Source organism: uncultured Sphingomonas sp. (assembly GCF_946477935.1).
Taxonomy (GTDB): Bacteria; Pseudomonadota; Alphaproteobacteria; order Sphingomonadales; family Sphingomonadaceae; genus Sphingomonas.
This window is the reverse complement of the sequence record NZ_CAMLAC010000102.1, coordinates 1-12,662: the sequence shown is the minus strand read 5'-3', so window position 1 is coordinate 12,662 and position 12,662 is coordinate 1. Positions and strand designations below refer to the sequence as shown.

Below are 12,662 nucleotides of genomic sequence, written 5' to 3'. Positions count from 1 at the left end.
AAGTGGACGATCTCGATATCGTCACCATCCTCGCCGCACACATCCTTCAGCGTGGAGCGCGGCACCACCTCCATATTACGCTCCACCGCCACCTTCTCCGGCACCAGCCCCAGCTCGCTCGCCAGATCGGCCAGGCTCAGCCCGGCCCTCACCCGCTTGTGCTCGCCATTCACGGTAATGGTCACGGTTCCGTCGGTATGGGGCATCATGGTTCCAATCTTGGGGCCGGCCTTGGCGGCGCGTTCATCCCCATATAGGTAGCGGATCAGCAATCAGGCAACGCGAAGGACCCGCCCTTGGCCGACATCGTCTATGTCTTGAACGGCCCCAACCTCAACCTGCTCGGCCTGCGCGAGCCCGAAATCTACGGCCACGACACGCTGGACGACATTGCCGGCATGCTGGAGGATCGCGCCCGCGAATTGTCGCTGGAGATCGACCTGCGCCAGTCCAATCACGAGGGGCATCTGGTCGACTGGCTGCACGAGGCGCAGGCGCACCAGGCGCGCGCCGTGCTGCTCAACGCCGGTGGCTTCACCCACACCTCGGTCGCGATCCACGATGCGATCAAGTCGGTGACGACTCCGGTGATCGAGGTCCATCTTTCCAACCCGCACGCGCGGGAGGAATTTCGTCATCACAGCTATGTCGGGCGTGCCGCAAAAGGCACAATCGCTGGCTTCGGCGCGCTTTCCTACCTGCTGGCGCTTGAAGCCGCCGCCCGCTTCTGACAGGAGCCGCCGCCATGACCGAACAGACTGAACAGGCCATGAAGGTCGATGTCGACCTTGTCCGCCAGCTCGCCGAACTTCTCGACGCCACCGCCCTGACCGAGATCGAGGTCGAGCATGGCGATCGCAAGATCCGCGTCGCCCGCAAGGCCGCACCCATCGCCGCCGCGCATGCGCACTATGCGCCCGCCCCCGCCCCGCTGGCGGTACAGCCGGCCCCGGCAGCACCGGTAGCTGCCGAGATCGGCGCATCGGCGCCAGCAACCAGCGCGAATGCGGTCCGCTCGCCGATGGTGGGCACCTGCTATCTCTCCGCCGAACCGGGCGCCAAGCCCTTCGCCAGCGTCGGCCAGAAGGTCGCCGCCGGTGACACGCTGCTCATCGTCGAGGCGATGAAGGTGATGAACCCGATCACCGCGCCGCAGGCCGGCACCGTCACCGCCGTGCTGGTCGAAAACGGCCAGCCGGTCGAGTTCGACCAGCCGCTGATCGTCGTCGAGTAAGCCTCGTGCGCTCGATCAAGAAGCTCCTGATCGCCAATCGTGGCGAAATCGCGCTGCGTATCCACCGCGCCTGCCATGAAATGGGCATCAAGACGGTGGCGGTGCATTCCACCGCCGATGCCGATGCGATGCATGTGCGGCTGGCAGACGAGGCGATTTGCATCGGACCGCCGGCGGCCGGCGACAGCTACCTCAACATTCCCAACATCATTTCCGCCGCCGAAATCTCCGGCGCGGACGCGATCCACCCCGGCTACGGCTTCCTGTCGGAGAACGCCAAGTTCGCCGAGATCGTGGAGGCGCATAACCTCATCTTCGTCGGCCCCAAGCCCGAGCATATCCGCATCATGGGCGACAAGGTGGAGGCCAAGCGTACCGCTGGCGCGCTCGGCCTGCCGCTCGTCCCCGGTTCGGACGGCGCGATCACCGATGTCGAGGAAGCCAAGAAACTGGCCGGCGAAATCGGCTACCCCGTGCTGATCAAGGCAGCATCGGGCGGCGGCGGTCGCGGCATGAAGGTCGTGCCTTCGGAAGACCAGCTCGAAACGCTGATGCAGCAGGCCGGATCGGAGGCGAAGGCCGCGTTCGGCGACGCCACCGTCTACATGGAGAAATATCTGGGCAACCCCCGGCATATCGAATTCCAGGTGTTCGGTGACGGCAACGGCAAGGCGATCCACCTCGGCGAGCGCGACTGCTCGCTCCAGCGCCGGCACCAGAAAGTGCTGGAGGAAGCGCCCTCGCCGATCATTACCGCCGAGGAACGCGAGCGCATGGGCGGCGTCGTCGCCAAGGCGATGGCCGATATGGGCTATCGCGGTGCCGGCACGATCGAGTTCCTGTGGGAAGACGGCGAGTTCTACTTCATCGAGATGAACACCCGCCTTCAGGTCGAACATCCCGTCACCGAGATGATCACCGGCCTCGATCTGGTGCGCGAGCAGATCCAGATCGCCGAGGGGCGCCCGCTGACCTTCGAGCAGCAGGACGTGGAGTTCCGCGGCCATGCGATCGAATGCCGCATCAATGCCGAGGACCCGCGCACCTTCGCGCCGTCTCCCGGCACGGTGAAGGTCTATCACGCACCCGGTGGAATGCACGTCCGTGTCGATAGCGGTCTCTACCAGGGCTACAAGGTGCCGCCCTATTACGACAGCATGGTCGCCAAGCTGATCGTCTACGGCGCCACCCGCAACGGCGCGCTGCGCCGCCTGCGCCGCGCGCTGGAGGAGTTCGTGATCGAGGGGATGAAGACCACCATCCCGCTTCATCAGGCACTGCTCGACGATCCCGAATTTCAGGACGGCCAGTACACGATCAAGTGGCTGGAAGAATGGCTCGCCAGACAGGATGCCTGATTTGCTCAGGTAGGGAAGTGACCTGATACTCCCCTTCCCCGACGGGGAGGGAGTATCAGGTCAACAAACCTCTCCACAAACCGCCCCGATCCTGCCAAAAGGCCGATCGATGAAGGCGACGATCTACCACAATCCGCGCTGCTCGAAATCGCGCGAGGCGCTCGCCCTGCTGCATGAGGCCGGCGCCGAGGTAGAGATCATCGAATATCTGAAATCCCCGCCCACGGTGGAGACGCTGCACCGCCTTTATGCGCGCGCAGGCCTGTCGCCCGCCGACGGCCTGCGCCGGGCTGAGCCGGACGCAAAGCCATTGGCAGGTGCCGACGACTTCACCATCCTGGAAGCGATGGCAATCAACCCGATACTAATCGAACGCCCGCTGGTCGAAACCGCCAAGGGCGTCGTGCTGGCGCGTCCGCCTGAACGTGTGCGGGACATTCTCTGAACATTGCCGCTCTTTCGGGCACATGCTGCCCGTTTGCCCGTTTAACGGGCAGCGCTCGAGGGCGTTGGATTGCCTCGCCTAAGGAGCGAACATTTGGCACATCCTGTGCAAGACGCCCTTACGGGCGACAGTTTAAACGCGTTTGGGGGCATCCGGTCTGGTGAAAAAGATTGAGGCGATCATCAAGCCGTTCAAGCTGGATGAGGTAAAGGAAGCGCTGCACGAAATCGGCGTGTCGGGCATCACGGTGACCGAGGCCAAGGGTTTCGGCCGGCAAAAGGGTCACACCGAACTCTATCGGGGTGCCGAATACGTGGTCGACTTCTTGCCCAAGGTGAAGCTGGAGGTCGTGGTCGAGGACGGCCTAGCCGAACGCGTGGTGGAGGCAATCGCCGCCGCCGCGCAGACCGGACGCATCGGCGACGGCAAGATCTTCGTGATCCCGGTCGAAACCGCACTGCGTATCCGTACCGGAGAGCGCGACGACGCGGCGATCTGATCCAACCCTTCCCCGATCTAACACATCCCGAACACTCCTGGCCCGATCGGCCGGGGGCCTAACGACGACAAGAGGAACGACGTATCATGGCGACGACGGCCACCGACATCCTGAACAAGATCAAGGAAGAAGAGATTGAGTGGGTCGATCTGCGCTTCACCGACCCCAAGGGTAAGTGGCAGCACCTGACCATGGTCGCCTCGATCATGGGCGAGGACGAGTTCACCGACGGCCTTATGTTCGACGGCTCCTCGATCGAGGGCTGGAAGGTTATCAACGAATCGGACATGGTGCTGAAGCCCGATCTCGATGCCGTTTACACCGATCCCTTCTCGGCCACCCCGATGCTGATCGTGTTCTGCGACGTGGTCGAGCCTTCGACCGGCGAGCTGTATGCGCGTGATCCGCGCTCGACCGCCAAGCGCGCCGAGGCGTATCTGAAGACCACCGGCGTCGGCGACACCGTCTATGTCGGTCCGGAAGCCGAATTCTTCATGTTCGACGACGTGAAGTTCGACACCAACTATGCCGGCTCCTACTTCAAGATCGACGATATCGAGCTGCCGACCAACACCGGCCGCGACTATGAAACCGGCAATCTCGGCCATCGTCCGCGCGCCAAGGGCGGCTATTTCCCCGTGGCACCCGTCGACTCCGCGGTCGACATTCGCGGCGAGATGGTCACGACGATGCTCGAAATGGGCCTCCCCTGCGACAAGCACCATCACGAGGTGGCCGCTGCGCAGCACGAGCTGGGCATGACCTTCGGCACGCTGACCCAGACCGCCGATCGCATGCAGATCTACAAGTATGTCGTGCATCAGGTCGCCCATGCCTATGGCAAGACCGCGACCTTCATGCCCAAGCCGATCAAGGAAGATAACGGCTCGGGCATGCACACCCACTTCTCGATCTGGAACGGCAAAGACCCGCTGTTCGCGGGCAATGGCTATGCCGGCCTGTCCGACATGTGCCTCTACTTCATCGGCGGCATCATCAAGCATGCCAAGGCGGTAAACGCCTTCACCAACCCGACGACCAACTCGTACAAGCGTCTGGTTCCGGGCTACGAGGCACCCGTGCTGCTCGCCTACTCGGCGCGCAATCGCTCGGCATCGTGTCGCATTCCGTACGGCACGGGTCCCAAGGCCAAGCGCGTCGAAGTCCGCTTCCCCGACGCCCTCGCCAATCCCTATCTCGCCTATGCGGCGCTGATGATGGCTGGGCTGGACGGCATCCAGAACAAGATCCATCCAGGTGAGGCGATGGACAAGAACCTGTACGACCTGCCGCCAGCAGAGCTCGCCCAGGTCCCGACCGTCTGCGCCTCCTTGCGCGAAGCGTTGGAAAGCCTCGCGGCCGACCACGACTTCCTGCTCAAGGGCGACGTCTTCTCCAAGGAGCAGATCGAGTCCTATATCGAGCTGAAGTATCACGAAGTCGCGCGCTGGGAGATGACCCCGTCGCCGGTTGAATACGACATGTATTATTCGGGCTGATACCCCGCCAATCGTCGCCATCCAAGGGGCAAGCCATGGCTCCCCTAACATGGTGATCAGAGTTGAGCGCCTGTGCGGAGACACCGCACAGGCGCTTTGCTTTGGGGCTAGCCTCGTTGATACTTGTCCTCAGTGATTGACGGTTGGGATTTGAGATGAACCGTTCGGATCCCGCGATTCAGATTTTGCAGATGGTCCTATAGCATCAAGTGTTAAGCAGGAATCGTGGTGGATTTCGGTTGCCCGAAAAATGCGAATCGCCCTGATGTGGGGGTGGATCATGGGTCGAGTGTATTCAGGCGACCTGCGGGACCGATATCAGCGCGCGTTTCGGCTGGACATTTGTACCGGGCTGCGGCTCGCCGCTTCGGTGTCAGTCCGAGTTGCGCGATCAAGCTGATGCAGCATGTGACGAAGACGGGCACGCCCAAGCCGCAGCGTCAGGGCCGCCCGTCCGGGGCAGGCAAGCTGGCGGAATATGCGGCGTTGCCGATCCGCTGGGTCGAGGCGACACCCGACATCACGATGCCCGACTTTGCCCGGCGCCTGGCCACGGAGACGAAGGTGGTGACGCACCCGGCGTCACTGTCGCGGGTACTGATGGCGGCTGGCTTCCGATATAAGAAAGCCCTGATGGCATCGGAATACGGGCACGATGACGTCTGCGAGGCGCAAAGGCGCTGGCGCGTCGATCGCCAGCCGCGCCTGCGCGAGCAGGCGCACCGGCTGGTCCCTTCGACAGGCTTGTCAAAGGGCTGATGCCATGCAGCCGCCCGCCTGCGCCGTCGCCCGAACGGCTCCGGCTGACCGATCTGGTCCGCCGACGCCTCCAACTCGTCGATGCCGCAGCCCAGGAAAAGCAGCGCGAGCCGATCCCAGGGCCGCCGCTCGTCAACGGCTTGGTCGAGCGGCACCTGGCCTTCCCCACCGAGGAGATCGCCGCCATCGGCCAGACGATCGCCATCGGCATAGAGGCCGAGTCCGGCTGCACCGTCATGGGCGGCGCCCTTTCACCTGTACCAGTGCCGGGCGATCAATGTTGCCATCGAATTCGCGGCCTTCCAAGCTCACAAAGCCATGTCGGTTCGGCATCTGAATACGCGGCAAGTTCATCCGGTTCAGCCGGACATTGCCCGGAACGATGCCGTCGATCGACAGCAAATAGGCGACGAGCCCGTAAACCTCTGAGTCTGCCAGCGTTTGCGGCGCGGAGAGTGGCATGGCGCGTCGGATGTAATCGAACAGCGTGGTGGCGAAGGGCCAATAGCTGCCGACCGTCTTGATCGGTCTGAGGGAGGCAAGAGTGCCTCGCCCACCCGCCACGGCCTCGGCCATACTGCCGGTGCCCCCCTCTCCGTGACAGGACGCGCATTTGGTGGCAAAAATTGCCCGGCCGCTAGCGACCGTGCCGCTGCCCTTCGGCAGCCCGGTGCCAACGCTGTCGACCGTGCGATCCATGCGCCGGATCAGATCGGCGGGTGCGGATCGGCCCAGTCGGGGCGCAGTGGTCTGGGCGGCCGAGGCGCCGGAAAAGGCCAATGCCGTCACGGCCAGCGCTAATCTTGCCAAAAACATGTGCCGGTCACGCATAGACATGCGTCACCCGACCGGCGGTATCGACCGCCCAGCTCTGCATCGCATTGCTGTGATAGCCTTGTCCGTGCCCCTGTTTCGCCAGCCAGGTCTCGCGAGTCGGTTGCACCGCGCCCGTGTCGTCCGTCGCGCGGCTCAGCAGCACGGCCGGTCCGCCGTCCCAATGCCACGGCATTCGGAACCGGGTCAGCGCCTTGGGCTGGACATCGCCGAGCGCCGCCTCTGCCCAGCTTGCGCCACCATCCGCCGACACCTCGACACTGCGGATACGCCCCCGGCCCGACCATGCAAGGCCGCTGATTTCCCGGTACCCCTTGGCACCAAGGTCGAGTCCGAAGGAGGGACTGACGATCACTGATTTCACGCCCATCCGCAGCGAGAACATCTCGGCTTTTCCGTCCCGCCGCAGATCGGTGTACTTGGCGGTCTCCTCCCGCGAGAAGACCGGTTGGGCCCTCACCTTCAATCGGCGCAACCACTTGACCGAGGCATTGCCCTCGATCCCCGGCAGAAGCAGCCGCATCGGATAGCCTTGGGCGGGGCGGAGCGGCTCGCCGTTTTGAAACAGCGCGATCATGGCATCGTCCAGCCCGACCGACAGCGGAATGCTCCGCGTCATCGCCGCCGCGTCCGCCCCCTCCGCCTCAATCCACCGCACGCCGGGCAGCAGGCCTGCCTCGTCGAGCAGCGTCGATAGCCGCACCCCCGTCCATTCCGCGCACGACACCAAGCCATGGAGTTGCCCAGCGCTCGCCTGCACCGGCTGCGACGCGCTCAACGCGCCGCTATTTCCGGAACATTCGATGAAGAGCAATCGGCTTTCGCGCGGGTAGCGCAGCAGATCCTCGTAGCGGAAGACCAGCGGCCGGCGAACGAGGCCATGCAGCAGCAGTTGGAACGTTCCCGGATCGATCGTCGGGATGCCGTTGTGATGCCTCTCGAAATGCAGGTCGTTCGGCGTAATCGTGCCCTCGAGCAGGTGGACCGGCGTGCGCGACGACCCCGTACCGGGAAAGGCAAGATCGGGGACGATCCGGCGGATCGCCTCCCCCGCCGGTCCGGGCGCGCCGCGCGGCGATAGCGGCGCGCCGGGCTCCAGCATCGATGCGGGCAACCCCTCTTGCGCCATCACGCGCTCGGCGCTCAGCCCGGCCGCGGACACCGCGCTCCAGCGTAGCAACGCGCGCCGATGCAGCAGGCCGCCACCGGCGGCCCGCTCGCCACCCAGTTCCTCCCTCGCCAAGGACGTCAGGCCGCCGACACCGTCGCCAGCGGTCGCCCGCTATGGGCAGGCGGATCGCGAAGAAGCGGCAGCAACTGTTCGCCCTGTCGGCCGATCTCGGCGAGATAGGGCGTGTCGGAAAGGACGAAGGTGGTGATGCCGAGGTCGCGATATTTGCGCAGTGATCGCGCGACATCCTCCGCCGACCCTACCAGCCAGGTCGTGCCCGCCCCGCCCCCGCCATAGCGGCCGGGTGCCGTGTACAGATTGTCGTCCAGCACCTCGCCGCGGCGGTGAAGATCCAGCAGGCGCTGCTGCCCCACTGCCTTGGCGCGGCGATGTTCGTCGACCGTACCCTCTGCCGCCGCCATCGCATCGACCTTGGCCTCGGCATCGGCCCAGGCTTGCTCGGTGGTATCGCGCACCAGCGTGGTGATGCGCAGCCCGAATTCGAGCGGCGGCAGATCGCGGTCGAGGTCCCGGCTGAGCCGCTTCAGCCGCGCGATCCGTTCCGCCACGCCGTCGAGCGGTTCGCCCCAGAACAGTTGCACGTCCGCCTCGGTCGCCGCGACGCGCTCGGCCGCTGGCGAGGCGCCGCCGAAATACAGACGCGGATGCAGACGGGTGCCCTGTGCATCCTCGCGTGGCGTGATGCGCGGCGTGACCGTCGAACCGGTGACCTGAAAATGCTCGCCCGCGAACGACACGTCCGTCTCGGTCCAGAGGCGGCGAACCAGCCGCATGAACTCCTTCGTCCGGCCATAGCGATGCGCCTGGTCGCCCTCGCTATCGCCATAGGCCGCCAGATTGTCCTGACCGGAGACGATGTTGATCCGTACCCGCCCACCGCTCAACTGATCGAGCGTCGCGGCGGCTGACGCAAAGTTGGCTGGTCGCCAGTAACCCGGCCGGATCGCGATCAGGGGTTCAAAGTGCGTCGTGCGCGCAGCGAGCGCCGTCGCCACGGTGAATGTATCGGGTCTACCCCAGCTCGTTCCGATCAGCGCACCGTTCCATCCATGGCGTTCGAGCGCCAGCGCGTGCCGCGTCAGCGTGTCGAGGCTGGCCGGGTCGCGATCGGAGACATCACCGCGATGGCCGCCCTCGGTCTGATTGGGAATGTACCAGAGATATTCGGATGCGTTCGACATAGGAGAACTCCGTGCTGGTGGTGACGAGGGATGGCTAGTCGAGCCGGAAGCCGAGCCGGGCGAGCACGTCGCGGAGCAGGTGGCGGCCAGCGAGGGCGTCGATGCCGCCGACACGCTGGCTCGCCTGGTCGCTCCAGTTGCGCTCGACCATGCCTTGTTCACGCTGAAAGCTGCGCAACCGCTGGTCGTAAGCGGCGATGGCCATGTGGTCGTCGCACGCGCCATATTGCTCGCGAAAGAAGACCGCCTCCTGCGGCAGTCGCGGTTTGACCGATGCGGATGCGGCCGGATCGGGATAGCCGACCGTCAATCCGAACAGCGCAAAGCTACGCGGCGGCAGGTCCAGTTCTGCGGCGACCTCCGCCGGTCGATTGCGGATGCCGCCGATATAGCAGCTGCCCAGTCCCAGCGATTCCAGCGCGACCACCGCATTCTGCGCAGCGAGCGAGGTATCGACCGCGCCCAGCAGGAAGCTTTCCAGGAAGTGCAGGCCATCGGCTGGCGCGCCCAACCGCTCGCCATTGCGAGCGAGACGATGGTGTTCAACGATCCAGAGCAGAAACAAGGGCGCCTGAACAATCTGCCGTTGACCGCCCGCAAGCTCTGCCAGCCGTGCCTTGCGGCCTGGCTCCTCGACCACGATGACGCTCCAAGGCTGAAGATTGGACGAAGTCGCTGCGGACTGCGCGGCGGCGACGAGCAACGCGACCGTGCCGGGCGGTACCGCATCGGGCAGGTATGCGCGCACCGACCGGTGCGACAGCAGGGTATCGAGCGTCTCGTTCCACGCGGGCGGCAGATCGACAGCGTCACGATAGCGTTCGAAGCCGCGTGACGGGCTAGGCCACTCGGGAGATGTCAGCGCGTCAGCCATGACGCCCTCCGAACGCCGCAACGACAGCGGGTGAGTCGTCCAGCTCGGCGGGCGGGTCCTCCACGCCCAGCAGCTTGCGGAGCAACGCGCGCAGCCCGGCGATCCGCTCGCGCCGTGTCGCACCTGCTGGGGGCAGCGCCACGACAAGATCGGCGATCAACAGCCCGTCAGCGAGCAGGACGATGCGGTCGGCCAGCAGGATCGCCTCGTCGATATCATGCGTCACCAGCAGCACGGCCGGATCGTGGCGTTCCGACAGGCGACGCAGCAGCGCGTGCATCTGTATCCGGGTGAGCGCATCCAGCGCGCCGAACGGCTCGTCCGCCAGCAATAGTTCAGGTTCGCGCACCAGTGCGCGGGCGAGCGCGACGCGCTGCTGCTCGCCGCCCGAAAGCTCATGCGGCCACGCCCGCTCACGCCCCGCCAGTCCGACCTCGGCCAGCGCCTCGCGACCGCGCTCTTGCCGCCCGGAGACGCCCAGGAGCACATTCTCGAGCACCCGCATCCATGGCAGCAGCCGCGCATCCTGAAAGATGACGGAAAGGCTTTCGGGCAGGCTGATCTCACCACTGCCTTCCGCCTCATGGTCAATTCCGGCGAGCGCGCGCAACAAGGTGCTCTTGCCTGAACCGCTCCGCCCGAGCAGCGCAACAAACTCGCCCGGCGCGACGTCGAGATTCAGGCCATTCAGCACGCCCTTGCGGGTGAAGGTGCGCACCAGATCGCGAACCCGCACGGCGGGCGTCTCGTTGTCCGCGCTCATCGGCCGAGCGTCCGGCGCCAGCGAAGCGCCCGCCGTTCGATCTGGCGTACCAGCGCATCCGAACCGAAGCCCAGCAGCGCGTAGACGACCAGCCCGACCAGCATCACGTCGCTCTGCGCATAATTGCGCGCCAGCGTGACCATATAGCCGATCCCGCTCGTAGCGTTCAGCTGTTCGACGACCACCAGCGCCAGCCATGACGAGGTCACGCCGAAGCGAAGGCCCGTCAGAAAGCCGGGCAGCGACCCCGGTATGACCACGTGTCGCAGGAACTGCCACCGGCTCAACCGCACCGTTTCGGCAAGCTCGACATGGCGGATGTCGATCGCACGCAGCGCATTGTGGGTGTTGATATAGACCGGGAAGAAGACCGCCGTGGCGATCAGCGTCACCTTCATCCCCTCGCCGATGCCCAGCCACAGGATCATGAACGGGATGAGCGCAAGCGTGGGAATGCCGCGCTTGATCTGCACCAGTCCGTCGATCACATAGCCGCCGAGCAGCGAAAGCCCGGACAGGACGGCGAGCGTGGCGCCCACCACCACGCCGACCCCGAGCCCCGCCATTGCCCGCCCGGCGGAGACGGCGAGATTGTCCTGCAACCGGCCGTCGCGGATCAGTTCGGTCGCCGTCGTCACCGCCGTCCAGGGTGCGGGCAAGATTCGCGGATCCAGCCAGCCGGTCGCCGACAACACCGTCCAGTAGAAGAGCAGCAATGCGGGGCCGAGCAATGTGCCGTAGCGCAGCGGCTTGCCCGGACCCAGCCGGGGCTGCGCGGCGGGCGTCGATGCCGCCCGGACAGGCGGGATCACCGCGGGACGCCATGTCGGGTGCAGGTCGTACGAATACGCAGTCATGAGCGCGTTCCTCCTGTCGAGGCGGCGGCATCGCCGGCGATCGTCTCGAAACGGTGGTCGAACAGCGTCGCGGCATCGAGGCGCGGCCGCTTCGTCTCGGCTGCGATCGTGTCGATGGCCCCCTGTTCATAGGCCCTCGCACCGGCCCAGTCGCGCGGCACGGAGACATTGGTGATGTAGCGCGCGGAGACCAGCGCATCGGCGGCGGGCAAACCGCGCTTGATGGTGAAATAGCCGCGCGCCAGTTCCTCGGGATGCGCATTGGCCCATGCCTGTGCAAGGCCCCAGTACCGCACGAACACACGAAGCGCCGCCGCCTTGCCGGGGTCCGCCAGCGTGGCTTCGGGTACATAGACGTTCGTTCCGTCGTCGCGGAACGCGGGGTGCCGAAGTACCTGCGCGCCGTCCGTCCCGTAGTCGCGCAGGTAACGCTGCGCGACCAGATCGTTGCGGATCGGCGCGGCGTCGATCGCGCCAGAGGCCAGGGCATTGGTATAGACGTCGCCGCCGATGCTGGACGGCAGCTCCACCAGGGTCACCTCGTCGCGGCGGATACCGACCGCCTTCAACGTGTCGAGGACCAACTGTCCCTGTACCTGGCTGGGGCTGAACGCGATCCGCTTCCCGCGAAAGTCGGTCAGCGTGCGGATCTTCGCCCCGGGGGCAATGCCGAACACCCATGCCTGGCGGCGGTCGCGATCCGCATATTCGCGAAAGGCGATGATGCGGGCGGGGATGCCCATCCACACGGCGTGGATCGGCGGCACGCTGGCGCCAAAGCCGACGTCCAGGACGCCCGCGTGAAACGCCTCGGTCACGTCGGGGCCGCCGGTAATCTCGGCCCATTGGATTCGGAACGGCAATTTCCGGTCCCAGCCATTATGCTCGAAGATCCAGCGGGTGACCGGATCGCCCACCCGCAAGACAACGCCGGGCGGCACGCGATCGGGGAGCGCCGCGGTCAGCGCGAGCCCATCCCGGCTCGCCACCGCGCGCCGTGCCGGTGCGAACACCACCAGCAGTGCGATCGACAGCACCACGATGGCCGCAAGCCCGGCCGAGCCTTTCGGCCAACGCGGGGCGGTTCCCGGCATCAGGCCAGCGCCGCCGCGGGGGCGGGCGACGGGGCGGGCGGCACCACCTTCATCTGTTCCGCCGGATAGCGAT

The 12,662-nt window shown here is 65.6% G+C and carries 15 protein-coding genes; 7 read left to right on the top strand and 8 right to left on the bottom strand.

The window, feature by feature from the left end:
* The coding region (thiS, locus tag Q0U08_RS11865) for a sulfur carrier protein ThiS (RefSeq protein WP_298091618.1) at positions 1-206 on the bottom strand (206 nt) is incomplete at its 3' end.
* Positions 207-296: 90 nt separating this feature from the next.
* On the opposite strand from thiS, the gene aroQ reads away from it, so the two are divergent.
* The 7 genes from aroQ (at position 297) to Q0U08_RS11830 (ending at position 5,794) form a co-directional block, all read left to right on the top strand.
* Entirely contained in the window at positions 297-731 is a 435-nt protein-coding gene (gene aroQ / locus Q0U08_RS11860; RefSeq protein ID WP_298091617.1) for a type II 3-dehydroquinate dehydratase, read from the top strand.
* A 14-nt stretch (positions 732-745) separates the two neighbouring features.
* Positions 746-1,234: an acetyl-CoA carboxylase biotin carboxyl carrier protein gene (accB, locus tag Q0U08_RS11855; RefSeq protein WP_298091616.1), complete on the top strand. Its 489-nt coding sequence runs from the start codon at positions 746-748 to the stop codon at positions 1,232-1,234.
* A gap of 5 nt (positions 1,235-1,239) precedes the next feature.
* Positions 1,240-2,592, top strand: coding sequence for an acetyl-CoA carboxylase biotin carboxylase subunit (accC, locus tag Q0U08_RS11850; RefSeq protein ID WP_298091615.1), 1,353 nt, complete (start codon positions 1,240-1,242; stop codon positions 2,590-2,592).
* 109 nt (positions 2,593-2,701) lie between these two features.
* Complete coding sequence (locus Q0U08_RS11845) at positions 2,702-3,037, top strand: arsenate reductase family protein (RefSeq protein ID WP_298091614.1); 336 nt, start codon at positions 2,702-2,704, stop codon at positions 3,035-3,037.
* A gap of 160 nt (positions 3,038-3,197) precedes the next feature.
* A complete protein-coding gene (locus Q0U08_RS11840; protein WP_007405799.1) occupies positions 3,198-3,536 on the top strand; it encodes a P-II family nitrogen regulator in 339 nt (112 codons plus the stop codon).
* Between the two features lie 86 nt (positions 3,537-3,622).
* Positions 3,623-5,035 (top strand): type I glutamate--ammonia ligase, encoded by a 1,413-nt coding sequence (gene glnA, locus Q0U08_RS11835; protein WP_298091613.1) that lies wholly within the window; start codon positions 3,623-3,625, stop codon positions 5,033-5,035.
* A gap of 399 nt (positions 5,036-5,434) precedes the next feature.
* A complete protein-coding gene (locus Q0U08_RS11830) occupies positions 5,435-5,794 on the top strand; it encodes a hypothetical protein (protein ID WP_298091612.1) in 360 nt (119 codons plus the stop codon).
* 234 nt (positions 5,795-6,028) lie between these two features.
* Here Q0U08_RS11830 and Q0U08_RS11825 read toward each other — a convergent pair whose 3' ends face one another.
* The 7 genes from Q0U08_RS11825 to Q0U08_RS11795 form a co-directional block, all read right to left on the bottom strand.
* Complete coding sequence (locus tag Q0U08_RS11825) at positions 6,029-6,631, bottom strand: c-type cytochrome (protein WP_298091611.1); 603 nt, start codon at positions 6,629-6,631, stop codon at positions 6,029-6,031.
* Entirely contained in the window at positions 6,618-7,871 is a 1,254-nt protein-coding gene (gene soxC, locus Q0U08_RS11820) for a sulfite dehydrogenase (protein WP_298091610.1), read from the bottom strand. Before soxC ends, Q0U08_RS11825 begins: the two co-directional genes overlap by 14 nt.
* Before the next feature lie 5 nt (positions 7,872-7,876).
* Complete coding sequence (locus Q0U08_RS11815; protein ID WP_298091609.1) at positions 7,877-9,001, bottom strand: LLM class flavin-dependent oxidoreductase; 1,125 nt, start codon at positions 8,999-9,001, stop codon at positions 7,877-7,879.
* Between the two features lie 34 nt (positions 9,002-9,035).
* On the bottom strand, positions 9,036-9,875 hold the full coding sequence (locus Q0U08_RS11810; RefSeq protein WP_298091608.1) for an NADPH-dependent oxidoreductase: 840 nt from the start codon (positions 9,873-9,875) through the stop codon (positions 9,036-9,038).
* Positions 9,868-10,638 carry an ABC transporter ATP-binding protein gene (locus Q0U08_RS11805; RefSeq protein ID WP_298091607.1) on the bottom strand — a complete coding sequence of 257 codons (771 nt, stop codon included), beginning with the start codon at positions 10,636-10,638 and terminating at the stop codon, positions 9,868-9,870. The genes Q0U08_RS11810 and Q0U08_RS11805 overlap by 8 nt, the downstream gene beginning before the upstream one ends.
* On the bottom strand, positions 10,635-11,495 hold the full coding sequence (locus tag Q0U08_RS11800) for an ABC transporter permease (RefSeq protein WP_298091606.1): 861 nt from the start codon (positions 11,493-11,495) through the stop codon (positions 10,635-10,637). Before Q0U08_RS11800 ends, Q0U08_RS11805 begins: the two co-directional genes overlap by 4 nt.
* On the bottom strand, positions 11,492-12,662 hold a 1,171-nt coding region (locus Q0U08_RS11795), incomplete at its 5' end, for an ABC transporter substrate-binding protein (protein ID WP_367271121.1). The genes Q0U08_RS11800 and Q0U08_RS11795, both read right to left, overlap by 4 nt.